Annotated in this window: 24 protein-coding genes and 1 tRNA gene; 24 read left to right on the top strand and 1 reads right to left on the bottom strand. The window is 61.8% G+C overall.

Annotation, left to right across the window (positions count from 1 at the left end; all coding sequences use genetic code 11):
- Positions 1–7: 7 nt before the first annotated feature.
- From pstA to BW991_RS05645, 20 genes are all read left to right on the top strand, one after another.
- Positions 8–931: a phosphate ABC transporter permease PstA gene (pstA, locus tag BW991_RS05735; protein WP_076601143.1), complete on the top strand. Its 924-nt coding sequence runs from the start codon at positions 8–10 to the stop codon at positions 929–931.
- A gap of 17 nt (positions 932–948) precedes the next feature.
- Positions 949–1,815 carry a phosphate ABC transporter ATP-binding protein PstB gene (pstB, locus tag BW991_RS05730; protein WP_244551620.1) on the top strand — a complete coding sequence of 289 codons (867 nt, stop codon included), beginning with the start codon at positions 949–951 and terminating at the stop codon, positions 1,813–1,815.
- Positions 1,816–2,016: 201 nt separating this feature from the next.
- On the top strand, positions 2,017–2,778 hold the full coding sequence (gene tpiA, locus BW991_RS05725) for a triose-phosphate isomerase (protein ID WP_076601141.1): 762 nt from the start codon (positions 2,017–2,019) through the stop codon (positions 2,776–2,778).
- A gap of 21 nt (positions 2,779–2,799) precedes the next feature.
- The gene (secG, locus tag BW991_RS05720) at positions 2,800–3,150 is read left to right on the top strand and encodes a preprotein translocase subunit SecG (RefSeq protein WP_076601140.1); all 351 of its coding nucleotides are present in this window, start codon (positions 2,800–2,802) and stop codon (positions 3,148–3,150) included.
- Between the two features lie 63 nt (positions 3,151–3,213).
- A tRNA-Leu gene (locus BW991_RS05715) sits at positions 3,214–3,298 on the top strand.
- Between the two features lie 93 nt (positions 3,299–3,391).
- Positions 3,392–3,766 carry an NADH-quinone oxidoreductase subunit A gene (ndhC, locus tag BW991_RS23565; RefSeq protein WP_088179577.1) on the top strand — a complete coding sequence of 125 codons (375 nt, stop codon included), beginning with the start codon at positions 3,392–3,394 and terminating at the stop codon, positions 3,764–3,766.
- A 3-nt stretch (positions 3,767–3,769) separates the two neighbouring features.
- Entirely contained in the window at positions 3,770–4,246 is a 477-nt protein-coding gene (locus tag BW991_RS23560; RefSeq protein ID WP_018992218.1) for a NuoB/complex I 20 kDa subunit family protein, read from the top strand.
- Positions 4,247–4,260: 14 nt separating this feature from the next.
- Positions 4,261–4,866, top strand: coding sequence for an NADH-quinone oxidoreductase subunit C (locus BW991_RS05705; protein WP_076601139.1), 606 nt, complete (start codon positions 4,261–4,263; stop codon positions 4,864–4,866).
- Positions 4,859–6,112, top strand: a complete 1,254-nt coding sequence (locus BW991_RS05700) for an NADH-quinone oxidoreductase subunit D (protein WP_076601138.1) — start codon at positions 4,859–4,861, stop codon at positions 6,110–6,112. The genes BW991_RS05705 and BW991_RS05700 overlap by 8 nt, the downstream gene beginning before the upstream one ends.
- Before the next feature lie 49 nt (positions 6,113–6,161).
- Positions 6,162–6,641, top strand: a complete 480-nt coding sequence (nuoE, locus tag BW991_RS05695; RefSeq protein WP_076601137.1) for an NADH-quinone oxidoreductase subunit NuoE — start codon at positions 6,162–6,164, stop codon at positions 6,639–6,641.
- Positions 6,638–7,951, top strand: coding sequence for an NADH-quinone oxidoreductase subunit NuoF (nuoF, locus tag BW991_RS05690; protein ID WP_170879057.1), 1,314 nt, complete (start codon positions 6,638–6,640; stop codon positions 7,949–7,951). Before nuoE ends, nuoF begins: the two co-directional genes overlap by 4 nt.
- Complete coding sequence (gene nuoG, locus BW991_RS05685; protein ID WP_076601136.1) at positions 7,951–10,290, top strand: NADH-quinone oxidoreductase subunit NuoG; 2,340 nt, start codon at positions 7,951–7,953, stop codon at positions 10,288–10,290. Before nuoF ends, nuoG begins: the two co-directional genes overlap by 1 nt.
- Positions 10,290–11,339: an NADH-quinone oxidoreductase subunit NuoH gene (nuoH, locus tag BW991_RS05680; protein ID WP_076601135.1), complete on the top strand. Its 1,050-nt coding sequence runs from the start codon at positions 10,290–10,292 to the stop codon at positions 11,337–11,339. Before nuoG ends, nuoH begins: the two co-directional genes overlap by 1 nt.
- Before the next feature lie 10 nt (positions 11,340–11,349).
- Entirely contained in the window at positions 11,350–11,835 is a 486-nt protein-coding gene (gene nuoI / locus BW991_RS05675) for an NADH-quinone oxidoreductase subunit NuoI (protein WP_018992225.1), read from the top strand.
- 30 nt (positions 11,836–11,865) lie between these two features.
- Complete coding sequence (locus BW991_RS05670) at positions 11,866–12,468, top strand: NADH-quinone oxidoreductase subunit J (RefSeq protein ID WP_076601134.1); 603 nt, start codon at positions 11,866–11,868, stop codon at positions 12,466–12,468.
- A gap of 46 nt (positions 12,469–12,514) precedes the next feature.
- Positions 12,515–12,820, top strand: a complete 306-nt coding sequence (gene nuoK, locus BW991_RS05665; protein WP_018992227.1) for an NADH-quinone oxidoreductase subunit NuoK — start codon at positions 12,515–12,517, stop codon at positions 12,818–12,820.
- 12 nt (positions 12,821–12,832) lie between these two features.
- A complete protein-coding gene (gene nuoL, locus BW991_RS05660) occupies positions 12,833–14,854 on the top strand; it encodes an NADH-quinone oxidoreductase subunit L (RefSeq protein ID WP_076601133.1) in 2,022 nt (673 codons plus the stop codon).
- A 69-nt stretch (positions 14,855–14,923) separates the two neighbouring features.
- Positions 14,924–16,405 carry an NADH-quinone oxidoreductase subunit M gene (locus BW991_RS05655; RefSeq protein ID WP_076601132.1) on the top strand — a complete coding sequence of 494 codons (1,482 nt, stop codon included), beginning with the start codon at positions 14,924–14,926 and terminating at the stop codon, positions 16,403–16,405.
- A gap of 37 nt (positions 16,406–16,442) precedes the next feature.
- Complete coding sequence (nuoN, locus tag BW991_RS05650; protein WP_076601131.1) at positions 16,443–18,011, top strand: NADH-quinone oxidoreductase subunit NuoN; 1,569 nt, start codon at positions 16,443–16,445, stop codon at positions 18,009–18,011.
- Positions 17,989–18,573 carry an NUDIX domain-containing protein gene (locus BW991_RS05645; protein WP_076601130.1) on the top strand — a complete coding sequence of 195 codons (585 nt, stop codon included), beginning with the start codon at positions 17,989–17,991 and terminating at the stop codon, positions 18,571–18,573. The genes nuoN and BW991_RS05645 overlap by 23 nt, the downstream gene beginning before the upstream one ends.
- A gap of 157 nt (positions 18,574–18,730) precedes the next feature.
- On the opposite strand, the gene BW991_RS05640 is transcribed toward BW991_RS05645, so the two are convergent.
- A complete protein-coding gene (locus BW991_RS05640) occupies positions 18,731–21,598 on the bottom strand; it encodes an adenosylcobalamin-dependent ribonucleoside-diphosphate reductase (RefSeq protein ID WP_076601129.1) in 2,868 nt (955 codons plus the stop codon).
- 345 nt (positions 21,599–21,943) lie between these two features.
- On the opposite strand from BW991_RS05640, the gene BW991_RS05635 reads away from it, so the two are divergent.
- From BW991_RS05635 to BW991_RS05620, 4 genes are read left to right on the top strand one after another with little or no spacing between them, the layout of a single operon-like run.
- Positions 21,944–23,737, top strand: coding sequence for an NAD(P)H-dependent oxidoreductase subunit E (locus BW991_RS05635; protein WP_076601128.1), 1,794 nt, complete (start codon positions 21,944–21,946; stop codon positions 23,735–23,737).
- A gap of 2 nt (positions 23,738–23,739) precedes the next feature.
- Positions 23,740–24,444, top strand: a complete 705-nt coding sequence (locus BW991_RS05630; RefSeq protein WP_076601127.1) for a 2Fe-2S iron-sulfur cluster-binding protein — start codon at positions 23,740–23,742, stop codon at positions 24,442–24,444.
- Positions 24,441–24,995, top strand: a complete 555-nt coding sequence (locus tag BW991_RS05625; RefSeq protein ID WP_076601126.1) for an NADH-quinone oxidoreductase subunit B family protein — start codon at positions 24,441–24,443, stop codon at positions 24,993–24,995. Before BW991_RS05630 ends, BW991_RS05625 begins: the two co-directional genes overlap by 4 nt.
- A gap of 8 nt (positions 24,996–25,003) precedes the next feature.
- A complete protein-coding gene (locus BW991_RS05620) occupies positions 25,004–26,464 on the top strand; it encodes a Ni/Fe hydrogenase subunit alpha (RefSeq protein WP_076601125.1) in 1,461 nt (486 codons plus the stop codon).

Below are 26,464 nucleotides of genomic sequence, written 5' to 3'. Positions count from 1 at the left end.
GAACGGCATGAAAGCAGAGGACATTCCCCTGATCAGAAAGATCATCCGGCGCAACAAGCGCCTCGAGCTGCTGTTCGCAGTTGCCGGCTTTGCAGCGCTGCTTGTCGGCGTGCTGACCTTCGTTGCGCTGTTTGCGCAGATGGCCTGGGCCGGCTGGGAGCGCATTACCCCCGAGTTCTTCACCAACTTCCCGTCGCGTCGTGCCGGGCAGGCAGGGATTTTGTCGGCCTGGGTGGGGTCGTTGCTCGTAATGCTCGTAACGGCAGTTTCGGCCGTCCCGCTGGGTGTTGCCGCGGGCGTCTACCTCGAAGAGTACGCACCGAAGAATCTGCTAACGGACATCATCGAGATCAACGTGACCAATCTCGCCGGTGTGCCGTCGATCGTGTATGGCCTGCTTGCCCTCGGGGTGTTCGTATACACCTTTGGTTTCGGTCAAAGCATCCTTTCTGCAGGCCTGACGCTCGGGCTCCTCATTCTCCCGGTGGTCATCGTTGCGACGCGCGAATCGATCCGTTCGATTCCCTTGCATATCCGCGAGGCAGCGTACGGGCTGGGTGCGACGCGCTGGCAGGTGACCCGTGATCACATCGTGCCCTATTCGCTGCCCGGTATCATGACCGGCGTCATCATCGGCATGTCACGGGCGATCGGCGAGACGGCTCCCATCATTACGATCGGTGCGCTGACCTTCATCGCGTTCCTGCCGGAGTCGCCCGTCGGTCCGGAGTTCCCCTGGGTGAACTTCGAGTGGCTGAAATCGGGATTTACCGTGATGCCGATCCAGATGTTCAACTGGACTTCGCGTCCCGAAGAGGCTTTCCAGCAGAATGCTGCGGCAGCCGGTTTTATCCTCGTCCTGATGACGCTGGCGATGAATGCCGTATCCATCTGGATTCGTTACCACGTGCGCAAGGACATCAAATGGTAAGCGTTGCTACGATGCGAATGAGCGAACAGGCCGCCGCAGGGGTGGCGTTGCAGACCGGCGTTGCCTCAGGTGAGGCGCGGGACCCGAACTCCCCCGATACGGCTGTGCGTAACGGTAACGCGGTGCCCGTAAAGGCTTCCGTTGAGAACTTCAGTTTCTATTACGGCGACTTCAAGGCGCTCAAGTCGATCTCCATGCCCGTGCATGAGAAGCGCGTGACTGCCTTGATCGGTCCGTCCGGCTGCGGCAAATCGACGCTCTTGCGGACGTTCAACCGCATGCACGATCTCTATCCGGGCAATCGATACGAGGGGACGATCCGGCTGCATCCGGACAATACCAATCTGCTGGATCCGGCCGTCGATCCCATCGAAGTGCGCATGCGCATTGGTATGGTCTTCCAGAAGCCCAATCCCTTCCCGAAATCCATCTACGAGAATGTCGCCTACGGTCTGCGCATCCGCGGCGAGCGCAATCGTTCGGTGATCGACGACCGGGTGCGGGAAGCGCTGCGCGGTGCGGCCCTGTGGTCGGAAGTCGAACACCGGTTGCACGACCCGGCAACGGCCTTGTCGGGTGGTCAGCAGCAGCGACTGTGCATTGCGCGTTGTCTTGCCACCCAACCCGAAGTGTTGCTGTTCGACGAGCCGACCTCGGCGCTCGATCCGATCGCGACGGCTAGCATCGAGGAGCTGATCCACGAACTGCGTGACAAGGTCACGATCCTGATCGTTACTCACAACATGCAGCAGGCTGCCCGTGTGTCCGATTACACGGCATACATGTATCTCGGCGAGCTGATGGAGTTCGGCGAAACGAACCAGATCTTCGTCAATCCGAAGCGCAAGGAAACCGAAGACTACATTACCGGCCGATTCGGCTGAGTCTGCGGGCAGGACTTCGTCCTCCCTTCGCCGGACTCGCCGATCGGTGGGGGCCGGCCGCATTGAAATCGTCGCACGGACGCCGCCGAATGCAAGGGGGCAGCTGTTTCAGCTGCCCCTGATGGACAGGGTCGCCCCTGCCTTCCTTTACCTCGAGAAGGCCTGACGATACAATCCGAAAATTTCGCTGGGGCGCGATGCATGAGACGAAAGCTAGTCGTCGGTAACTGGAAGATGAACGGCGACCGTGCGCGCAACAGTACTCTGCTGGACCAGCTTCTGAGCGCCATGCCTGCCGGCGTCGACTGCGCAGTGTGTGCGCCGTTTCCATATCTTCCGCAGGTCGGGGAGCTTCTGGCTGGTAGCGGCGTCGCTCTTGGTGCCCAGGATGTGAGCGAATTCCCTGATGGTGCCCATACGGGTGATGTCAGCGTCGCGATGCTTGCCGACTGGGGGGTCCATTTTGTTATCGTCGGCCATTCCGAGCGAAGGGCGTTTCACGGCGAGTCTGACGGGGTGATTGCCCGCAAGGCCGCAGCTGTGCTCGCTAAGGAGCTAGTGCCCATCGTCTGCTTCGGCGAGACATTGGTCGAGCGCGAATCCGGAGTGACCGAGCAGGTGCTCGTGCGGCAACTGGATGCGCTTGCGGCCAACCTTTCGCCCGATGCCTTGCAGCGTATCGTGCTGGCTTACGAACCTGTATGGGCGATTGGCACCGGCCGCGCTGCGACGGTAGAGCAGGTTCAGGCGGTGCTGGTATTCGTCAGGCGATGGCTGGCGCGCCATCTTTCTGCTCCGGAGCGGATTCGTATCCTTTATGGCGGTAGTGTCAAGCCCGAGACCGCGGGTGGGTTATTCGGCTTGCCGGATGCTGATGGAGGTTTGATCGGTGGGGCTTCGCTCGTTGCGGAGTCCTTTCTGGAAATCTGCCGGGCGGCGGCGAGGGCTGCGCAGGGCAACTGAGATTCAAAACAGGGTTATATTATGAGCAATTACTTATTTTCGATCGTCCTGACGATTCATGTGTTGGTGGGGCTCGGCATCATCGCGCTCGTACTGATGCAGCATGGGAAGGGCGCTGATGCGGGGGCAGCATTCGGCAGCGGCGCGTCGGGCAGTGTGTTCGGATCCTCCGGGTCGGCGAATTTCCTTAGTCGCACCACGGGAATACTTGCGGCTGTCTTTTTTCTCACGAGTCTCGGGCTCAGCTATCTCGGTAACGGCAAGGCGGTTAAGCCCTCCAGCGTCATGCAGGATGCGGCCGTGATCGCTCCGGCGCCCAACGGGGAGGTTGGTGCGGCGGGGGATTCGAAGGCGCAATCGATCCCGAAATAAGTTCCCCTTGGGGCTATGCGGGATAAGAGAAAGGTCGTATAATTTTTGCGCTGTAACGGACGTGCCGACGTGGTGAAATTGGTAGACACGCCATCTTGAGGGGGTGGTGGCGAAAGCCGTGTGAGTTCGAGTCTCACCGTCGGCACCAGAATACTGAATCGCCCGCGGAAGCGGGCGTTTTCATGCAGTGGGTTAATTAAAAAAACTAAAACAATCTGTATTTAAGACGGGGTGTCACGCAATGCTGGAAAACTACTTTCCTGTTCTGATGTTCATCCTCGTGGGGCTTGGTTTCGGCCTGGTTCCTGTCATTCTGGGTCGGCTCGTTGCGCCCAATCGCCCTGGCAGCGAGAAGCTGTCCCCTTATGAGTGTGGCTTCGAGGCGTTCGAAGATGCGCGCATGAAGTTCGATGTGCGCTACTACCTCATTGCGATCCTTTTCATCCTTTTCGATCTCGAAATCGCCTTCCTGTTTCCGTGGGCGACGGTGTTCCAGGAATTCATTGCGGCCGGTCAGGTCGCGTGGTTCGTATTCGGTTCGGTTATGGTCTTCATTGCCGTGCTGGTCATCGGTTATGTCGTCGAGTGGAAAAACGGTGCGCTCGACTGGGAGTGATGCATGAGTATTGAGGGCGTCTTTCGCGAAGGGTTTGTAACCACTTCGCTCGATGCGGTGATCAATTGGACTCGCACGGGGTCTCTCTGGCCGATGACCTTCGGTCTCGCCTGTTGCGCGGTCGAAATGATTCATGCGGGTTGTTCTCGTTACGACCTTGACCGCTTTGGTGTGGTGTTCCGGCCCAGTCCGCGGCAGTCGGATTTGATGATTGTTGCAGGGACTCTCTGCAACAAGATGGCGCCGGCTCTGCGCAAGGTGTATGAGCAAATGGCTGAGCCGCGCTGGGTTATCTCGATGGGTTCGTGCGCCAATGGCGGTGGCTACTACCACTATTCCTACTCGGTCGTGCGCGGTTGTGATCGCATCGTTCCGGTGGATGTTTACGTCCCGGGTTGTCCGCCGACGGCTGAAGCGCTGCTCTACGGCATTATTCAGCTCCAAAACAAGATCAAGCGCACGAATACCATCGCGCGCTGACGGATGGTTCATCTATGAGTCCCAAGCTTGAGCGTCTGAGTCAGGCCTTGCACGAGGTCCTGGGTGGCAGGTTGCGGTCGATCGTGGTCGATCGTGGTGAGGTGACCATCGAAGTTGCGCCGGAAGATTATCTCGGCGTGGCTCAAAGTCTGCGTGATCACGCAGACCTGTGCTTTGAAGAGCTGATCGATGTGTCCGGTCTCGATTATTCGACCTACGGGAATGGAGCCTGGAGTGGCAAACGTTTCGCGGTTGCCGTCCATCTCCTGTCGGTTGCGAAGAATTGGCGCCTGCGTGTGAAGGTCTTCGCCGATAACGATGATTTTCCGGTGCTCGAATCCGTCGTGGGTGTCTGGCCGAGCGCCAACTGGTACGAGCGCGAGACTTTCGATCTGTACGGGATCATGTTCTCGGGCCACCCTGACCTGCGGAGGATCCTGACGGATTACGGTTTTGTCGGTCATCCGTTCCGCAAGGACTTCCCGGTCACCGGGTACGTCGAAATGCGCTACGACGCGGAGCAGGGTCGGGTTGTCTATCAGCCTGTTACGATCGAGCCGCGCGAAAATACACCGCGCATCGTGCGCGAAGAGAATTACGGGGATGTCGGCCATGGCTGAGATTCGCAATTACACCATCAACTTTGGCCCTCAGCACCCGTCCGCGCACGGCGTGCTGCGTCTGGTTCTCGAACTGGACGGCGAGGTTGTTGAGCGCGCTGACCCGCATATCGGACTGCTGCACCGGGGGACGGAAAAGCTTGCCGAAACCCGTACGTGGATCCAGTCGGTGCCCTATATGGACCGGCTGGACTACGTGTCCATGATGTGTAACGAACATGCGTACTGCATGGCGATCGAGCGGCTGCTCGGAATTGAGGTGCCGATTCGTGCGCAATACATCCGCGTGATGTTCGATGAGGTCACGCGGATCCTGAACCATCTGCTCGGTATCGGTACGCATGCACTCGACATCGGCGCAATGACGATGGTCCTGTACACCTTCCGCGAGCGTGAAGATCTCATGGACGTGTACGAGGCAGTGTCCGGTGCGCGGATGCATGCGGCGTATTATCGTCCGGGTGGTGTCTATCGCGATCTGCCTGACCGCATGCCGCAGTACGAGGTTAACAGGTTCAAGAATGCCAACACGGTTCGGCAATTGAACGAGAGCCGTCAAGGGTCCATGCTCGACTTCCTTGAGGACTTTACCAACCGATTTACCGGCTATTGCGACGATTACGAGACGCTGCTGACGGATAACCGCATCTGGAAGCAGCGGACCGTCGGCATCGGTGTCGTGACTCCCGAACAGGCGAAGGCTTGGGGCTTTACCGGTGTCATGCTGCGTGGTTCGGGCGTGCCCTGGGATCTGCGCAAGAAGCAGCCATACGAGGTTTACGACCAGGTCGATTTCGATGTGCCGGTCGGAAAGACGGGCGATTGCTACGATCGCTACCTCGTCCGGATGGAGGAGATGCGGCAATCCAACCGCATCATCAAGCAGTGCATCGACTGGTTGCGCAAGAACCCCGGGCCCGTGATCGCCGACAACCACAAGGTTGCGCCACCGCCGCGCGAGCGGATGAAGGCGAACATGGAGGAGCTGATCCATCATTTCAAGCTCTTCACCGAGGGTATGCACGTTCCTGAGGGCGAGGTCTATGCCGCGGTCGAGCATCCGAAGGGCGAGTTCGGCGTGTACGCGGTGTCCGATGGCGCGAATAAGCCCTACCGTCTGAAGATGCGTGCGCCCGGCTTTGCGCACCTCGCTGCGATGGATGAAATAGCGCGTGGTCACATGATCGCCGACGTCGTCGCGATCATCGGCACCATGGATGTCGTGTTCGGCGAAATCGACCGCTGAACGCTTGGTCTTGAAACGTCGGCTGGCAACCCGGGAAGACGAGTACGAAATGCTGAGTCAGGAATCGCTACAACAGATCGATCGCGAGATCGCGAAATATCCACCGGATCAGAAGCAGTCCGCCGTGATGTCGGCGCTGCGCATCGCGCAGGTCGAAAAGGGCTGGTTGCCGAAGGAAGTCATCGAGTTCGTCGCCGACTACCTCGGTATGCCCGCCATCGCGGCTTACGAGGTGGCGAGCTTCTACAACATGTACGACCTCGAGCCGGTGGGGCGCCACAAGATCACCGTGTGCACGAATCTCCCCTGTGCGCTGTCGGGGGGAGTCCACGCGGCTGATTACCTCAAGGAAAAGCTCGGTATCGACTTCAACGAAACGACCCCTGACGGGAAGTTCACGCTGAAGGAAGGCGAGTGCATGGGGGCTTGCGGGGATGCACCCGTGCTGTTGGTGAACAACCATCACATGTGCAGCTGGATGACGAAGGAAAAGATCGATCAGATCCTCGCGGAGCTGGAAGACAAATGAGCGGAAGCGGACTGATTCTCGCCGGCGTCGACGGCGATCGTACCTGGGGGCTGCAGGACTATGTTGCACGCGGTGGTTATTCCGCGCTGCGCAAGATCATCAGCGAAAAAATCCCGCCCGAGACGATCATCGCGGAACTCAAGGCCTCCTCGCTGCGTGGTCGCGGCGGCGCGGGCTTCCCGACCGGGTTGAAGTGGAGCTTCATGCCGCGCTCCTTCCCCGGGGCAAAGTATCTGGCGTGCAACTCGGACGAAGGCGAGCCGGGTACCTTCAAGGATCGCGATATTCTGCGCTATAACCCGCACACGGTCATCGAAGGGATGACCATCGCTGCGTATGCGATGGGTTGCGAGCGTGGCTACAACTACATTCACGGCGAAATCTTCGACGTCTACGAGCGCTTCGAAGCTGCGCTCGCCGAGGCACGTGCGGCGGGCCTGCTCGGGCAGAGCATTCTCGGTTCCGATTTCTCGTTCGAGCTGTTCGCCCATCACGGCTACGGGGCCTACATCTGCGGTGAGGAAACGGCGCTGCTCGAGTCGATCGAAGGCAAGAAGGGCCAGCCGCGCTTCAAGCCGCCGTTCCCTGCAAGCTACGGTCTGTACGGGAAACCGACGACGATCAACAACACGGAAACCTTCGCATCCGTGCCGTTCATCATCAACATGGGCGGAGAAGCCTTCCTCAATCTGGGCAAACCGAACAACGGGGGCACGAAGCTGTTCTCGGTATCCGGTCATGTGAATCGCCCCGGCAATTACGAAATTGCAATGGGTACGCCGTTCGCCGAACTGCTCGAGATGGCGGGCGGGATGCGCGGCGGACGCAAGCTCAAGGCGGTGATCCCCGGCGGTTCTTCGGCGCCCGTCCTTCCGGGCAACGTGATGATGGATTGCACGATGGACTATGACTCGATCTCGAAAGCGGGGTCGATGCTCGGTTCCGGCGCCGTCATCGTGATGGATGAAACGACGTGCATGGTCAAGGCGCTCGAGCGTCTGTCGTACTTTTACTTTGAGGAGTCCTGTGGCCAGTGCACCCCTTGCCGGGAAGGTACGGGCTGGCTCTACCGCGTCGTTCATCGCATCGAAAACGGACTCGGCCGGAAGGAGGACCTTGACCTCCTCAATTCGGTGACCGGCAACATCATGGGCCGCACCATCTGTGCCCTCGGTGACGCCGCGTCGATGCCGGTGCAGAGCTTCATCAAGCACTTCGGCTCCGAATTCGAGTACCACATCGAAAACAAGAAATGTCTAGTGCCGCCTGAAGTCCAGTATGAAGGCAGCCAAATCTACGTGAGACCGTGATGCTAGAGATTGAAATCGACGGCAAGCAGGTGACGGTCGAGGATGGCAGCACCATCATGGATGCTGCCACCAAGATCGGTGCTTTCGTTCCGCACTTCTGTTACCACAAGAAGCTCTCGATCGCAGCGAGCTGCCGTATGTGCCTCGTGCAGGTCGAGAAGGCGCCCAAGCCGCTTCCTGCGTGTGCCACGCCCGTGACGAACGGGATGAAGGTGTGGACCCGCTCCGAGCAGGCGGTGAAGGCCCAGAAGGGCGTCATGGAGTTCCTGCTGATCAACCACCCGCTCGATTGCCCGATCTGCGACCAGGGCGGCGAGTGCCAGTTGCAGGATCTGGCCGTCGGCTATGGCGGCAGCCAGTCGCGTTACGAGGAAGAGAAGCGCGTCGTTTTCAACAAGAATCTCGGTCCGCTCGTGTCGACCGACATGACGCGTTGCATCAACTGCACCCGCTGTGTGCGGTTCACGACGGAAATCGCCGGGCAGATGGAATTGGGCCAGGCCTTCCGCGGCGAGCACGCCGAGATCATGCCCTTCGTCGAAAAGACGGTGGACTCGGAATTGTCCGGGAACATCATCGATCTCTGCCCCGTCGGTGCGCTGACGTCGAAGCCGTTCCGCTTCTCGGCACGTACTTGGGAACTTGCGCGCCGCCGTTCGGTTAGCCCGCACGACTCGCTTGGCTCCAACCTGATCGTTCAGGTGAAGCACGATGTCGTCAAGCGCGTGCTCCCCTTCGAGAACGAGGACATCAACGAATGCTGGCTGTCTGACAAGGACCGCTTCTCGTACGAAGGCCTCAACAGCGAAGATCGTCTCACCGTCCCGATGCTCAAGCAGGACGGCGTGTGGAAGGAAACGGACTGGCAGACGGCACTTGAGTTCGCTGCAAACGGCCTGCGCAAGACCGCCAAGCAGAACGGCCCGGATTCCATCGGCGCGCTGGCTTCGCCGCATGCTACGATTGAAGAGCTGTATCTCCTCCAGAAATTCACCCGTGCGATCGGGTCCGACAGCGTCGATTTCCGTCTGCGTCAGAGCGATTTCCGTGCTGACGGGTTCCGCGAAGGAGCGCCGTGGCTTGGCATGCCGATCAGCGAGGTGGCCAGCTTGAACCGCCTGTTCGTGATCGGCAGCTTCCTGCGTAAGGATTCGCCGCTACTCGCCCAGCGCGTGCGGCAGGCGGCGAAGCGTGGCCTGCATGTCAGTGCGATCAATGCGAGCGCCGAGGAATGGCTGCTGCCGGTGAAGAACCGCGTGTTGACCGCTCCCTCGGCTATCGTCCCGGTGCTCCTGCAGGTGGTTGCTGCCCTCGCGGCCGAGAAGGGCGTAAACGCGGCGGAGCATCTTGGCGCAGCCATCCCTGCGACGGTGTCGGATGAAGCCAGAGCGATCGCCCAGAGCCTCGCATCCGGCCGCAAGGTCGCGGTCTGGGTCGGCAACCTAGCAGTGCAGAGTGAATACGCGTCGGAGATTCAACAACTCGCGGAGGAAATTGCACGCCTGACCGGAGGCGTTTTCGGGGTGATCGGTGAAGCGGCGAACAGCGTCGGCGGTTATCTTGCGAAGGCGGTGCCCTTGGTCGGTGGCCTCAATGCGCGCCAGATGCTGGAGCAACCCCGCAAGGCCTATCTCCTGTTGAATGCTGAACCGGACCTCGATTTCGCGAATCCGGCTCTGGCTCAGACCGTACTCGGGGCCGCGCCGCTCGTGATCGCGCTGTCGGCATTCAAGTCGCCGTCCCTGCTCGCTGCAGCGGATGTGCTGCTGCCGATCGCTCCGTTCACCGAGACGTCGGGCACCTTCGTTAACTGCGAAGGACGTGCGCAGAACTTCAACGCGGTCGCTCGGCCGCTTGGTGATACGCGTCCGGGCTGGAAGGTTCTCCGGGTTCTCGGAAATCTCCTCGAGTTCGAGGGGTTCGATCAGAACGATTCGGAGGCTGTCGCTGCAGAGGCGCTCGCGGAGGGCAGTCGTCCGGATCTTGGCAATCGTCTGTACGGTCTCGAGTTCAAGTTCGCCGGACAGACTGCCGCGGGATTCGAACGTGTCAGCGACGTGTCCATTTACGCGGCCGATCCGCTGGTGCGACGCGCCACGTCGCTGCAGAAGACGCGTGACGCGAAGGCTCCGGTGGCTTGCGCGAGTACGGCGACTCTGGCCGCAATCGGCGTCGCATCGGGGGCGCGCGTGCGCCTGAAGCAGGGACAGGGTGCGGCTGAGGTCCTGATCGTCGCGGACGATTCGGTCGCGGCGAACTGCGTGCGTGTTGCTGCAGCCAACGCGGCAACAGCCGCCCTCGGCGCAATGTGCGGCGAGATCAGCGTGGAGCGTGTCTGATGGAAGCGTTGCTGGAACCCGTGTCGCAGTTTTTCGGGCCCGCGTGGCCTGTCGTCTGGACGCTCGCGAAGATCGTCGCGATCATCGCTCCGCTCATGCTCGGCGTGGCTTACCTGACGCTCGCGGAACGCAAGGTCATCGGTTACATGCAGGTCCGCATCGGCCCGAACCGCGTCGGCCCGAAGGGGCTGCTGCAGCCGATCGCCGATGGCATGAAGCTCCTCTTCAAGGAGATCATCGTTCCGTCGGGCGCGAGCAAGGGCCTCTTCATCCTGGGGCCGATCCTCGCGATCGCGCCGTCGCTGGCGGCTTGGTCTGTTGTGCCGTTCAATGAGGGCATGGTGCTCGCAAACGTGAACGCGGGCCTGTTGCTGCTCCTCGCCATCACTTCGATGGAAGTGTACGGTGTCATCATTGCCGGCTGGGCGTCGAACTCGAAGTACCCGTTCCTCGGCTCCATGCGCGCCGCAGCGCAGATGGTTTCGTACGAGGTGGCGATGGGTTTTGCACTCATCTGTGTGCTGCTGATCTCGTCGAGCCTCAATCTGAGCGACATCGTGCATTCGCAGGGGCAGGGCAGGTTCCATGAGATGGGGCTGTCGTTCCTGTCATGGAACTGGCTCCCACTTCTGCCGATGTTCATCGTCTTCCTGATCTCGGGCATTGCAGAAACCAACCGTGCGCCTTTCGACGTGGTCGAGGGCGAGTCGGAAGTGGTTGCAGGGCATATGGTCGAGTACTCCGGGATGGCCTTCGCGCTGTTCTTCCTCGCCGAATACGCGAACATGTTCCTCGTGTCGGTGATGACGGCTGTGCTCTTCATGGGCGGCTGGCTGTCGCCGATCGGAGCGATTCCTGACGGTTTCCACTGGCTGGCACTGAAGACCGCGTTCTTCCTGTTCGTGTTCCTGTGGGTACGTGCGACATTCCCGCGCTTCCGCTACGACCACATTATGCGGTTGGGTTGGAAGGTGTTTATTCCGATCACCCTGGTTTGGGTGATCGTGGTGGCGGTGTGGATGATGTCGCCGCTGTCTATCTGGAAGTGAGAGGCTGAAGATGGGTGCCAAGGATTACATCGGTAGCCTGTTCCTGACGGAACTGATCAAGGGCTTGGCGCTAACGGGGCGTCACCTGTTCGCGCGCAAGATCACGGTGCAGTTTCCGGAGGAGAAAACTCCGCAAAGCCCGCGTTTTCGTGGCCTGCATGCCCTGCGACGCTACCCCAACGGTGAGGAGCGCTGCATCGCATGCAAGCTGTGCGAGGCGATCTGCCCGGCAATGGCGATCACTATCGAGTCCGACCAGCGCGACGACGGGTCGCGTCGCACGACGCGATACGACATCGATCTGACGAAGTGCATCTTCTGTGGTTTCTGCGAAGAGGCCTGTCCGGTGGATGCGATCGTCGAAACGCGCGTGCTCGAGTACCACGGTGAGCAGCGGGGCGACCTGTATTACACGAAGCAGATGCTGCTCGCCGTCGGCGACCGGCATGAAGCCCAGATCGCCGCCGACCGGGAAGCCGACTCGAAGTACCGCTAAGGGAGGGCGCCTGCGGGCGCCGCAAAGGACATGGATTTCAAGACCCTCGTTTTCTACATCCTGTCGGCGATCATGGTGTTCGCCGCGCTTCGGGTGATTACGTCACGGAACCCGGTGCACGCCGCACTGTTCCTGGTGCTTTCGTTCGTCACCGCCGGTGGCATCTGGCTGCTTCTGGCCGCGGAGTTCCTGGCAATCGTCCTTGTGATGGTGTACGTCGGGGCGGTGATGGTGCTCTTCCTGTTCGTCGTGATGATGCTCGACATCAACCTCGATCGACTCCGGGAGGGCTTCTGGAGCTACCTGCCGGTTGGGGCGCTGATCGGAATTCTGCTGGTCGTCGAAATGGCGCTGGTGCTCGGTGGCCGATACTTCGGTCTCGAGGCGATGCCCGAACCGCCTGCGGTGCAGGCTGGCTACAGCAATACGCGCGAACTGGGACGCCTCCTGTATACCGATTACGTCTATCCGTTCGAACTTGCTTCGCTGCTGCTGCTGGTGGCGATGGTCGTGGCGGTATCGCTTACCCTGCGCAAGCGCAAGGGGCTGCGTCAGGTGAATCCGTCGGATCAGGTGGCCGTCAAGCGTGGCGATCGCGTCGAGCTCGTTTCGATGCCCGCCGAGAAAGAATAAGAACTGCGGCAGTTTCGCGGGAACTGGTGCAATCAAGGGGTTATAGATGCTTTCGCTTTCCCACTATCTGATTCTGGGCGCGATCCTGTTCGCGATCAGCGTGGTCGGAATCTTCCTGAACCGGAAGAACCTGATCGTGCTGCTGATGGCGATCGAGCTGATGCTGCTCGCGGTCAATCTGAACTTCGTCGCCTTCTCGCACTATCTGGGCGATCTGGCCGGACAGATTTTTGTTTTCTTCATCCTCACCGTGGCGGCGGCGGAGTCTGCGATCGGTCTCGCGATTCTGGTCGTGCTGTTCCGCAACCTGCGGACGATCCACGTTGATGATCTGGACAGCCTCAAGGGTTAAGGAAGCGGCTCGATGACGGACATGCAAAAGCTCTATCTCCTGGTACCGCTAGCGCCTCTCGCAGGGGCGCTTCTGGCGGGTCTGTTCGGCAAGGCCATCGGCCGTGCCGGCTCGCATATCGTGACGATCCTCGGCGTTGCGGTTGCGTTGGCCGCCTCGGTCGTGATCTTCCAGGATGTTCAGGCCGGCAATACCTTCAATGGCACGGTCTATACGTGGATGAAGAGCGGGAACCTGACCTTCGAGGTCGGATTCCTGATCGACCCGCTCACGGTCATGATGATGCTCGTGGTCACCTTCGTGTCGCTCATGGTGCATATCTACACCATCGGCTACATGCACGACGATCCCGGCTACCAGCGCTTCTTCAGCTACATCTCGCTGTTCACGTTCTCGATGCTGATGCTGGTGATGTCGAACAACTTCCTCCAGCTGTTCTTCGGCTGGGAAGCTGTGGGCCTGGTGTCTTATCTGCTGATCGGCTTCTGGTACGAGCGGCCGACCGCGATCTACGCGAACCTCAAGGCCTTCCTCGTCAACCGTGTCGGCGACTTCGGCTTCCTGCTGGGGATCGGCCTGATTGCGGCGTACACCGGCAGCCTCAACTACGCCGAGGTGTTTGCGAAGGGGAGCGAGCTTGCCGCGCAGGACATGGCAGTTACCGGTTGGCCGCTGATCACCGCAATCTGCATCTGCCTGTTCATCGGTGCGATGGGCAAGTCGGCACAGGTGCCGCTGCATGTCTGGCTGCCGGACTCGATGGAAGGTCCGACGCCGATCTCGGCGCTGATTCACGCGGCAACGATGGTGACGGCCGGTATCTTCATGGTCGCACGCATGTCGCCGCTGTTCGAACTGTCCGATGTGGCGTTGTCCTTCGTTCTCGTCATCGGTGCGACGACGGCCCTCTTCATGGGCTTCCTCGGCATCGTGCAGAATGACATCAAGCGTGTGGTTGCGTATTCGACCCTGTCGCAGCTCGGTTACATGACCGTCGCTCTGGGCGTTTCGGCATACTCGGCGGCCGTGTTCCATCTGATGACGCATGCGTTCTTCAAGGCGCTGCTGTTCCTCGGTGCCGGTTCGGTGATCATCGGCATGCATCACGATCAGGACATGCGCAACATGGGCGGCCTGTGGAAGTACATGCCGATCACGTGGATCACCTCGCTCCTCGGTTCGCTGGCGCTGATCGGTTTCCCGTTCTTCGCGGGCTTCTACTCCAAGGATTCGATCATCGAGGCCGTGCATGCATCGCACATCCCGGGCGCGGGCTATGCACTGTTCTGCGTGCTGGCGGGCGTGTTCGTGACGGCGTTCTACTCGTTCCGCATGTATTTCCTTGTCTTTCACGGCAAGGAGCGGTTCGGCAACAACCATGGTCATCACGACCACGAGGGCGACCACGACGACGAAGAAGTGTCGGCGGATCACCATCACGGTCTCGCTCCCGGTCAGAAGCCGCATGAGTCGCCGTGGGTGGTGACGCTGCCGCTGGTGCTCCTTGCGGTGCCGTCGGTGGTCATCGGTTTCTTCACGATCGAGCCGATGCTCTTCGGCAACTGGTTCAAGGGCGTGATCCACGTCGGCAGCAACCACGTCGGTCTGTCCGAGCTGGCGGCCCAGTTCCACGGTCCGGTCGCGATGGCTCTGCATGGCCTGCAGACGGCGCCGTTCTGGCTGGCGATGGGGGGCGTGGTGCTGGCGTGGTTCTTCTACATGGTTCGTCCGGACATCCCGGCCGCGATCCAGCGTACTTTCCGCCCGGTGCATGCGTTGCTCGAAAACAAGTATTTCTTCGATCGTTTCAACGAGATCGTGTTTGCGGGCGGTTCGCGACTGATCGGTAAGGGACTCTGGAAGGCTGGCGATCAGGGCATCATCGATGGCGTGGCAGTCAACGGAACGGCGAGGCTGGTGGGCTGGGTTGCACAGATCAGCCGGTTGTTCCAGACGGGCCATCTGTACCAATACGCCTTCGCAATGATCATCGGGGTCTTCATTCTCCTCACCTTCTGGTTCAACCTGGTGTGAACCAAAGGGTCGGTCTGTGAATAACGATAAACACGCGTCAGTTTTCGGCGCACTGAACGGAAAGTAACGATGACGGGTATGCCATTCCTCAGCCTCGCGATCTGGATACCGATCCTGGGTGGGTTGCTCGTGCTAGCAACCGGTTCGGACCGCAATGCGCCGCTGGCGCGGTCCCTTTCCATGCTGGTTGCTCTGGTCGGGTTCGTGGTGACGATCCCGCTGTTCACGCAGTTCGATGCAAGCAGCAGTTCGATGCAGTTCGCCGAGTTCCTCCCGTGGATTCCGCGTTTCAACATCAACTACCACCTCGGCGTGGACGGCATTTCGGTGCTGTTCGTGCTGCTGAACTCGTTCATTACGATCATCGTCGTGATGGCGGGCTGGCAGGTGATTCAGGAGAAGGTCGCGCAATACATGGCGGCGTTCCTGATCATGTCGGGGCTGATGAACGGAATCTTCTCTGCGCTCGACGGCATTCTGTTCTACGTGTTCTTCGAGGCTTCGCTGATTCCCCTTTACCTTGTCATCGGTATCTGGGGTGGAGCGAACCGTGTTTATGCTGCGATCAAGTTCTTCCTCTACACCCTGCTCGGGTCGCTGCTGATGCTGATCGCGTTGCTGTACCTCTTCATGGAGGCCGGCGGCAGTTTCAGCATCCTCGATTGGCACAAGCTACCGCTGGCGATGCCCGCGCAGACGCTGATCTTCTGGGCCTTCCTGATCGCCTTTGCGGTCAAGGTGCCGATGTGGCCGGTGCATACCTGGCTGCCGGATGCCCACGTCGAGGCGCCTACGGGCGGCTCGGTGGTGCTGGCGGCGATCGCACTGAAGCTGGGCGCCTACGGTTTCCTGCGGTTCTCCCTGCCGATCGTGCCTGATGCATCGCAGGCCATGGCACCGATGATGATTGCGCTTTCGCTGATCGCGGTGATCTATATCGGCTTCGTCGCGCTGGTCCAGACCGACATGAAGAAGCTGGTTGCGTACTCGTCGATTTCGCACATGGGTTTCGTGACTCTCGGTTTCTTCATGTTCAATGTCGTGGGTCTCGAAGGCGCGCTGGTGCAGATGATTTCGCACGGTTTCGTCTCGGGTGCGATGTTCCTTTGCATCGGCGTGCTTTACGACCGCATGCATACCCGCAACATCGCCGACTATGGCGGCGTCGTTAAGACCATGCCCAAGTTCGCCGCGTTCTTCATGCTGTTTGCAATGGCGAATGCCGGCCTTCCCGGCACCAGCGGCTTTATCGGCGAGTTCATGGTCGTGCTGGGCGCGGTGCAGTTCAATTTCTGGGTGGCCTTCGCTGCGGCGACGACCCTGATCCTTGGTGCGGCCTATACGCTCTGGATGTACAAGCGCGTCGTCTTCGGCGTCGTCGGCAACAGTCATGTCGCCGAACTCGAGGACATCGGCGGGCGCGAGTTCGCATTCCTCGGCATTCTCGCGCTGTGTGTGCTGGCGATGGGCTTGTATCCCTTCCCGTTCACGGAAGTGATGCATACGTCGGTTAATGAACTCCTGCGGCATGTTGCCGTGAGCAAGCTCTGAGCGAGCGGGCGAGACACTTTTTCGGACTGGTCAGAAGATGAATTTCGTCGTTCCCGACTTCTACCCCGCAGCGGCCGAGATTCTCGTTGCCGTGATGGCGCTGGTGATCATGTTGGCTTCCACGTTTGCACGCCGCGTGGCCAGCGATCTCGCATACGGGCTCACACAGCTCACGCTGGTGTTTGCGGCGCTGGTGAGCGTGCTCGTGAGTCCCAACCTCCTTGCAGCCGTTGCGGCGGTGATTTCCGAATTGCCTCTGTTCGGCGTTCGTCTCGCCGAGGTGCTGATGAGCCTGGCAGAGGGCTATGCGGCGAACGAGGTGGTCGCGACCTTCAGCGGGATGTTCATCGGCGACATGCTGGGCGGTCTGCTCAAGGTGTTCTCGCTGCTGGCAGTGGCGATTGCGCTGCTTTACGGGCGCGGTTACCTTGCCGACCGCAAGATCGATCGTCCCGAATACTATCTGCTGTCGCTCCTGATGAGCCTCGGCATGATGGTGATGATCAGCGCGAACCACATGCTGTCGCTGTACATGGGCCTCGAGATGATGTCGCTGTCCCTGTACGGGATGGTCGCGTTCGATCGCGAGTCGCCGCGTGCGACCGAGGCGGCGATGAAGTACTTCGTGCTCGGTGCGCTGGCCTCGGGCCTCCTGCTCTACGGCATGTCGATGATCTACGGTGCGACGGGTAGCCTCGAGCTATCGGGCATTGCGCAGTCGATCTATCATCAGGCCGCCAACAAGACGGTCCTCGTGTTCGGTCTGGTGTTCATCGTCGCAGGCGTCGCATTCAAGCTGGGCGTGGTTCCGTTCCACATGTGGGTGCCCGACGTCTATCAGGGCGCACCGACGGCCGTGACGCTGATGATTTCGTCGGCGCCCAAGCTGGCCGCGTTTGCGATGGCCATGCGCCTGCTGGTTTACGGCCTGTTCGAACTGGCCGATCAGTGGCAGACGATGCTGATGTTCCTCTCGGTGCTGTCGATCGTGCTCGGCAACCTGGCTGCGATTGCCCAATCGAACATCAAGCGCATGCTGGCCTACTCCGGTATCTCGCACATGGGCTTCGTGCTGCTCGGCCTGCTCGCGGGAGTGGTCGATGGCGACCGCAATTTCGCGCTCAATGCGTATAGCTCCGCGATGTTCTATGCGGTGTCCTACGTCATCATGAGCCTCGCATCGTTCGGCATGGTGATCCTGCTGTCGCGCGCCGGCTTCGAGGCCGAGACCATTGATGACTTCAAGGGCCTGAACAAGCGTAACTCATGGTTTGCGGCGCTGATGATGATCGTGATGTTCTCGATGGCGGGTATCCCGTTCTTCATCGGTTTCTTCGCGAAGCTTTCTGTCCTGCAAGCCGTGGTCGCCGCAGGTTACGTCTGGCTCGCTGTCGTTGCCGTGCTGATGTCGGTGATTGGCGCGTTCTACTATCTGCGCGTCGTGAAAGTGATGTACTTCGAAGAGCCGGTTGATAGCACGCCGATCAGAGCTCAGGGCGAGGTCCGCTTCCTGTTGTCGGCGAATGGTCTTGCGATCGCCGTGCTCGGACTGCTGCCCCAGGGCCTGATGTCGCTCTGCGCCTATGCGCTCCTCGCGTCCCTCTGAGCGGGATCCGCTCGAGGAGAGTGAGCTCGAATCCTTCCCGGTCTACGACGGAGTCCTGCTGAAGGTCCGTCGGGACCGGGTTGCGCTTCCAGACGGCAGCGAATCGGTCCGGGAGTACATTACCCACCCGGGTGCGGTCGTTGTCGTTGCAGTCCTGCCTGACGGTCGCCTTCTGTTTGAACGGCAGTTCCGTTATCCGTTGCGCCGTGCTTTTCTGGAGTTGCCCGCCGGCAAGATCGATGCGGGTGAGGATCTGCTTGCCTGTGCCCGGCGCGAGTTGCGCGAGGAGACGGGCTATGAGGCCGGCACGTGGCAGTACCTCGGGGTCATGCATCCGTGCATCGGTTACTCCGATGAGCGCATCGAGATGTTCCTCGCGCGTGATCTGATGCATGTGGGCGATGCGCTCGACGACGGCGAATTCCTCGAAATCCTGACGTTCTCTGTCGATGAGGCGGTTCGCGCGGTGATGGAAGGCGCGATTACCGACGCCAAGACGATCACGGCCTTGTTCCGGGCCTTGCCTGAACTGGGGCTTGGAATTTCAGAATTTCCTGCGTAGGCGTGTCGCGCCCGATCGGGCCGGCCACCGCAATCAGGAGGCTGCGCCGACTTTGAGTAAGACTGCGGGGTCGGGCAACCGGGCAGCCTAAAAAAAACGCGAACCATACGGTTCGCGTTTTTCGTTCGGGCGTCCGCACGGACGCCCCCGGTATCGGTCAGCCGCAGGTGCCGACCGCCCCGCATGCGGTGCAGAAGTCGCAGCCGTCCTTGCGGATCACGGAGTGATTGCCGCATTCGGAGCAGAGCCCGCCCTGCATGACCTTCGGATCGCTGTTTTCGCGCGGAGCCTCGAGAATACCCATCTCGCGAACCGGATAGCCTTGCTCGTCGAGCACGCCGAGCATCGCATAGCGGTGGATGATGAGTTGTGCCATGTAGGCCACGGTGCTCGGGTAGTTCTGCTGACGACGGGTGCCGGGGACGAAGGCCATGAAGTCGCCGAGCGGCTCGGGGTAGTTGAGCAGCTTGCGCAGCTTCATGCCGACCCAAGCCGGGTCCATGACGCGCATGTCGAGCGACAGGATGCGGGTAAGCCCGTCGAGCGCACGCGGATAGTTGCCGGACAACCATACCGAGTACGGGCGGGTGACGCCGTCGGGCAGGGTGATCTCCTTCAGGCCGAGGACGAAGTCTTCGGCGGTGGCGGGGTTGGAGATATCGACCGTCCAGGACAGCGTGCCGTCGGTGCCGGTCTTGGGCTCCTGCAGGCTGAAGAGGGTGTCGAGCACCGGGGTCGGCGTGTCATTCACCTCGAGCGCGCCGAGCTTCTCGCAGCGGTAGCGCACCACCTGGGCGAAAGCCGAGACCACGCCCGGGAACATGGTTTTCTCGCCGTGGGGCGGGAAAGGCATTTCGAAGGACTTCTCGCCGATCGTGCGGGCCAGGGTCTCGAGCTTGAGCTTGAGCCAGCCGCGGTCGTTTGCACGCATGTCCATCGACAAGGTCTTGGCAACGGCACCGAGGCCGCGCGGTTGGTCAGCGCCGTTGACCCACACTTCGAACGGGAAGGAGCCGCCGTTGTTGCCGACCTGGCCGACGAAGAGGGCGAAGTCGCCGGTCGGGGTGCCGAGCATGTAGGTCCACGCCATGTTGCCGTCCGGCAGTTCGGGGCGGCCGGGCCAGCGCAGGCTGGAGAGGACGGGGGCAGGCAGGGTGTTGATCGACAGGCGCTTGTTCGGGCCGGAAAGCTCGACGTCCTGCGGCTGCTTCTGCTCGGACGACGGGGTCACGGAGAGCACGGAGCCCAAGACGGAGTTGGGACGGTAGGTCGCGAGCCCCTTGAGGCCGGCCTTCCAGGCGGAGAGGTAGAGGTCTTCGAACTCGGTGTAGGGGTAGTCCTCGGGGACGTTTACGGTCTTGGAGATCGAGGTGTCGACGAAGGGTGCGACCGCGGCCACCATGTCCTTGTGGGCCTGCGCGGAGATCTCGAGCGCGGTGACAAAGTAGGACGGGAGGCTCGCGACGTTGCCGCCGAGGTGCTTGTACAGGCGCCATGCGTAGTCTTCGACGGCGTATTCCTTGTAGGTGCCGTCGGCCATGCGCTTGCGGCGCGTGTAGGTATACGAGAAGGGCGGTTCGATGCCGTTCGATGCGTTGTCTGCGAAGGCGAGCGAGATCGTGCCGGTCGGGGCGATCGACAGCAGGTGCGAGTTGCGCAGGCCGTGCTTGCGGATCTTGTCCTTCACCTCGGACGGCAGGCGCGAAGCGAAGTTGCCGCCGGACAGGTAGAGATCGGCGTTGAATAGCGGGAAGGCGCCGCGTTCCTTGGCCAGTTCGACCGAGGCGAGATAGGCGCGGTCGCGCATGTATTCGGAGATCTTCGCGGCGACGGTGCGGGCTTCGGGGCTGTCGTAGCGTTTGCCGAGCATGATCAGGGCGTCGCCGAGGCCGGTGAAGCCGAGGCCGACGCGGCGCTTCGACTGTGCCTCGTTCTCCTGCTGTTCGAGCGGCCAGTGCGTGACGTCGAGCACGTTGTCGAGCATGCGGATGGCGATGTCGACGACCTTGCCGAAGGCCGCATAGTCGAAGTCGGCCTTGTCGGTGAAGGGGTTCTTGACGAAGGGCGTGAGGTTGATCGAGCCGAGGTCGCAGCAGCCGTAGGGGGGCAGGGGCTGTTCGGCGCAGGGGTTGGTCGCCTCGATGGTTTCGCAGTAGTACAGGTTGTTGTCCTGGTTCATGCGGTCGAGGAACAGGATGCCCGGCTCGGCGTGGTCGTAGGTCGATCGCATGATCTGGTCCCACAGCTCGCGTGCGCGCAGCTTGCGGTACACCCACAGGCCGTCATCGCGCTGGTACGCGCCGGCGGCCTTGAGATCGTCGATCGGTTCTGCCTTGTGCGCCAGCTCGACATCGGTATCGGTGTCGACGGCCTCCATGAAGGCATCGGTGACGCCCACGGAGATGTTGAAGTTCGTCAGGTCGCCGTGGTCCTTGGCGTGGATGAACTCCTCGATGTCGGGGTGGTCGCAGCGCAGCACGCCCATCTGGGCGCCGCGGCGTGCGCCGGCGGACTCGACCGTCTCGCACGAGCGGTCGAAGACGCGCATGTAGGACACCGGGCCGGAGGCGTTGGAGAGGGTGCCCTTCACGAGGGCGCCCTTCGGACGGATGCTGGAAAAGTCGTAGCCGACGCCGCCGCCGCGGCGCATCGTCTCGGCGGCCTGGGCGAGGGCGGTGTAGATGCCGGGGCGGCCGTCGACGGCTTCCGAGACGGAATCGCCGACCGGCTGGACAAAGCAGTTGATCAGAGTTGCCTGCAGCTTGGTGCCGGCGGCGCTGTTGATGCGGCCTGCGGGGACGAAGCCTTTTTCCTGGGCTTCGAGGAACTTCGCTTCCCAGTGGGCGCGCTTTTCTTCGGCCTCGACGGCAGCGAGGGCCCGCGCCACGCGCGCGCGGACTTCGGAGACGCTCTGCTCGTCGTCCTTGGCATATTTTTCGATGAGAACCTCGCCCGAGATTTCCTGCGGGGCGAGCGTCGAGGCGTCGGCCTTGCCTTTGGCCTGCGAATTGATCGTCGTGCTCATGGTCTTTTTGAGTCCGTCTGTGAGTCCGTTCGATGGTGTGTGTTTCGGGCTGAAGAATAGCTCGCCATCTTTGATTTTGCAAAAAAATAAAAACCATAAAAAACAGGATGTTAAAATATTTTGCGGTATGTCAAGCGCGGTGCAATCACTATATCTAGTAGTGCCTTTGGGTGGCTCGCGAAGCTGGAAGTCGCGCCCGCAAAGGGTTTCGGGGCCGTGTCGGGATGCGTCGGGTGATGACCGTCCTGCAGGAGGGGATGGAAATATTTGTGTCTTGCCCTACGACGCACTGCAGCATCACTTGCTGCTAAAATTCTTGCATAGAGCATGCTCCGGAGTTTGCCCATGCAGGATGCCGAGCGGATAGCAGCACAGGCGGTCGAGCACCATCGGCGGGAACCCTCGCAATTGCTGCAGATTCTTATCGAGACGCAGGACGGCATCGGCCATTTGCCGCCGGCGTCGCTGACGCGCATTGCAGACCTGCTCGACTTGCCGCGCTCTCGCGTGGAAGGTGTGGCCGGGTTCTACAGTTTCCTGCACATGGAGCCGGTCGGCCGTTACCGCATCCTCTTTTCCGACAACATCATCGACCGGATGCTGGGTAGCCGCGGGCTGATGGAGAGCCTTTGCCGCCTGCTGGAGGTGGCCCCGGGAGAGGTTTCGGCGGACGGGGCGGTGAGCGTCGACACGACGTCGTGTACGGGCATGGGCGACCAGGGACCGGCGATCCTGGTCAATGGGCTTGCGGTGACGCGACTCGACGAGGCGCGCGTCGAGCGCATCGCATCGCTGGTACGCGCCGGCACGCCATTGGCCGATTGGCCCGCTGACTATCTCCACGTCGACGACAACATCCGCCGGCGCGGGGCGTTGCTCGGGGAAGACTTCGTTCCCGGGGCGGCGCTGCAGGCGGCGATGGCGCGCGGGCGGCAGGGCTGGCTCGAGGAAGTGCGCATTTCCGGCTTGCGCGGGCGTGGCGGGGCGGGCTTCACGACAGCGGTGAAATGGATGGCCTGTCGCGATGCGCCGGGCGCCGACAAGGTGGTGGTGTGCAACGCGGACGAAGGCGAGCCGGGCACGTTCAAGGATCGCGTGCTGCTCGCGAGCCAGGCGGAGCGCATCTTCGAGGGGATGACCCTCGCGGCGTGGGCGACGGGCGCGCGGCAGGGCTTGCTGTACCTGCGGGGCGAGTATCGCTATCTGCTGAAGCATCTGCGGGCGGTACTGGCGCTGCGCCGCGCCGCGGGCCTTCTCGGGGCGCGGATCCTCGGCGAAGGGGGATTCGACTTTGATATCGACATCCATCTGGGCGCCGGCGCCTACGTGTGCGGCGAGGAAACGGCTTTGCTCGAATCGCTCGAAGGCAAGCGCGGAACGCCGCGAATCAGGCCGCCGTTCCCGGTCACGCATGGCTATCTTGGGCGTCCGACCGTGGTGAACAACGTCGAGACGCTGGCGAAGACCACGCTGATCGCCGTGCAGGGTGGTGCGGCCTTTGCGGCGACGGGAACGCCGCAATCGACCGGCACGAAACTCCTTTCGATCTCGGGGGACTGCGCGTATCCCGGGGTGTATGAGTATCCCTTCGGCGTGACGATCGAGCATGTGCTCGAGGACTGCGGGGCGCACGATCCGCAGGTCGTCCAGGTGGGCGGCGCGTCAGGTGTGACGATCGCGGGCCACGAGTTCCACCGGCGTATCGCGTTCGAGGACGTACCCACGGCCGGGGCCTTCATGGTGTTCGATGGCCGCCGCGATCCATTCGAGATGGCACGCAATTTCGTGCACTTCTTCGCCCACGAGAGTTGCGGATTCTGTACGCCGTGCCGCGTCGGGACGGCCTTGCTCAAGGGCTACATGGACAAGCTCGCGAGCGGGAAGGGGGCGAAGATGGATCTGGCCGACATCGAGTGGCTGGACCGGCTGTTGAAGAATGCGAGCCATTGCGGGCTCGGGTCGAGCGCACCGAATCCGGTGATCGACACGCTGATCAAGTTCCGGCCGGCCTACGAGCGGCGACTCGTGTCGCTCGACTTCAAGCCGGCGTTCGACCTCGATGCGGCGCTGGAAACGGCGCGTCGCATGACCGGCCGCGACGATCCGGCCGCGCACCTGGATTGGCGGGAGGAGGTATAGCGATGGGCGGGAAGTTCCTGTTCGATGGGCAGCCGGTGCCGTTCGAGGAAGGTCAGACGATACTCCAGGCCGCACGCGCGGCCGGTCACTATATTCCGCACCTGTGCTGGCACCCGGATTTTCCGCCGCACGGCTCGTGCAAGCTGTGCATCGTCAAGGTCGGCGGGCGCCACGTTTCGTCTTGCGCGTTGCCGGCGCGGGACGGGATGGAGGTGGAAAGCAACACGCCGGAGATCAACGGCGAGCGGCGGGCGCTCCTGCAGATGCTGTTCGTCGAGGGCAACCATTTCTGCCCTTCGTGCGAGAAGAGCGGCAACTGCCAGCTGCAGGCGCTGGCGTACGAGCTGGACATGAGCAGCGCGCGCTTTGCGCACTTCTACCCGGACCGCCCGGTGGACGCGTCGCATCCGGACGTGCTGCTGGATTTCAACCGCTGCATCTTCTGCGAGCTGTGCGTGCGGGCGTCGCGTGATGTGGATCACAAGGGCGTGTTCGCGCTGACCGGGCGCGGCATCCGCAAGCATCTGGTCGTGAATGCGGAGTCGGGGCGGCTGGCCGATACGGACTTCGCGGTGGGCGACCGGGCGGCGGACATCTGCCCGGTCGGCGTGATCCTGCACAAGCGGGTGGGTTTCGCGCTGCCGATCGGCGAGCGCAAGTACGACGAAGCGTCGATCAGCACCGTTGCGATGGAGAAGGGCGAATGAGCGACAGCATCGGTATGCCCCGCGTGCGCGTTGCGACGACCTCGCTGGCGGGATGTTTCGGCTGCCACATGTCCTTCCTCGACATGGACGAGCGCCTGCTCGAGCTGGCGAAGGTCGTGGAGTTCGACCGCTCGCCGCTGACCGACATCAAGCACTGCGGTCCCTGCGACATCGGCCTGATCGAGGGGGGGGTGTGCAATGCCGAGAACGTGCACGTGCTGCGCGAGTTCCGCCGCAACTGCAAGACGCTGGTCGCGGTCGGCGCGTGCGCGATCAATGGCGGTCTGCCGGCGCAGCGCAATCATCTCGATCTCGGCGATTGCCTGCAGCAGGTGTACGTGAAGCGCGACGGCATCGAGGAGGGGGGCGTTCCGGACGACCCTGAACTGCCGCTGCTGCTCGACCGGGTACACCCGATCCACGAGGTGGTGCGGGTCGATTACTTCATACCGGGATGTCCGCCGTCGGGCGATGCGATCTGGAAGTTCCTGACCGACCTGATCGGCGGTCGCACGCCGCGCCTGGCGCATCCCTTGTTGCGTTTCGATTGAGGTCTCGCATGGATTCGTCGCTTGAAACCGCTGCCGACAGGGAGCAATTGCGCCGGGTCGTGATCGACCCGGTGTCGCGCGTCGAAGGGCACGGCAAGGTGACGCTGCTGCTCGACGAAGACGACCATGTTCGCGAGGCGCGTCTCCATATCGTGGAGTTCCGCGGCTTCGAGGTGTTCATCCAGGGGCGCCCGTACTGGGAGGTGCCGGTGATGGTGCAGCGCCTGTGCGGCATCTGTCCCGTCAGCCATCACCTTGCGGCGTCGAAGGCGATGGACCGGGTGCTGGGCATTCCGGTCACGCGTTCGGCCGAGAAACTGCGCCGCCTGATGCACTACGGGCAGATCCTGCAATCGCACGCCTTGCATTTCTTCCACCTGTCGTCGCCGGACCTGCTGTTCGGCTTCGAGTCCGAAGTCGGCAAGCGCAACATCGTCGGTGTCGCCGCGGCTTACCCGGAGGTGGCGCGGCAGGGCGTGCTGCTGCGCAAGTTCGGCCAGGAGGTGATCCGCGCGACCGCCGGCAAGCGCATCCACGGCACCGGTTCGGTGCCCGGCGGGATGAACCGGCATCTCGCGGTGGAGGATCGTGACGCGCTGCGTGCGGAGATCGATCACATGGTGGAGTGGAGCCGTGCGGCGGTCGAGCTGGTGAAGCGGTTGCATCGGGCCGATCCCGCGCTGTACGACGAGTTCGGGCGCCTCCGCGCCAACGTGATGAGCCTCGTGCGGGCCGACGGGGCGATGGACCTGTATCACGGGGCGCTGCGCTTTCGCGATGCAGATGGAAAGATCCTGATCGACAAGGTGCCGGATCAGTCCTACCGCAGTCTCATCCGGGAGCAGGTCAAGCCCTGGAGCTACATGAAGTTCCCTTACCTGCAGCAGCTGGGGCCGGACGAGGGGTGGTACCAGGTGGGGCCGCTCGCGCGGGTGCAGAACTGCGATTTCATTCCGACACCGCTGGCCGAGGCCGAGCGCCGCGAGTTCATCGATCACGGCCGGGGCGAACCGGTCAGGGCGACGCTGGCCTATCACTGGGCGCGGATGATCGAGATGCTGCACGCGGCGGAAACGATCCGCGACCTGCTGGGGGACGGCGACCTGCTCGAGGGCGCGCTGCTGGCGGACGGGGAGCGCGGGAGCGAGGGGGTCGGCATCATCGAGGCGCCGCGCGGCACCCTGATCCACCATTACCAGGTCGGCGGCGACGACCTCGTCACGATGTGCAACCTGATCGTGTCGACGACGCACAACAACCAGGCGATGAACACGGCGGTGCGGGAAGTCGCACGTCGCTACCTGGACGGGCGGAAGCTGACCGAGGGCTTGCTCAATCACATCGAGGTGGCGATCCGGGCCTATGACCCGTGCCTGTCCTGTGCGACCCACGCGCTGGGCAAGATGCCGCTGGTGCTGGAACTGGCGGATGCCGGCGGGGAGGTCGTCGATCGGGTGGTGCGTGAGTGA

The sequence above is a fragment of the Aromatoleum tolulyticum genome (genome assembly GCF_900156155.1).
In the GTDB taxonomy this organism is placed as follows: Bacteria; Pseudomonadota; Gammaproteobacteria; order Burkholderiales; family Rhodocyclaceae; genus Aromatoleum; species Aromatoleum tolulyticum.
Note: the sequence above shows the minus strand (reverse complement) of the source record. Positions and strands in the feature narration are given on the sequence as shown.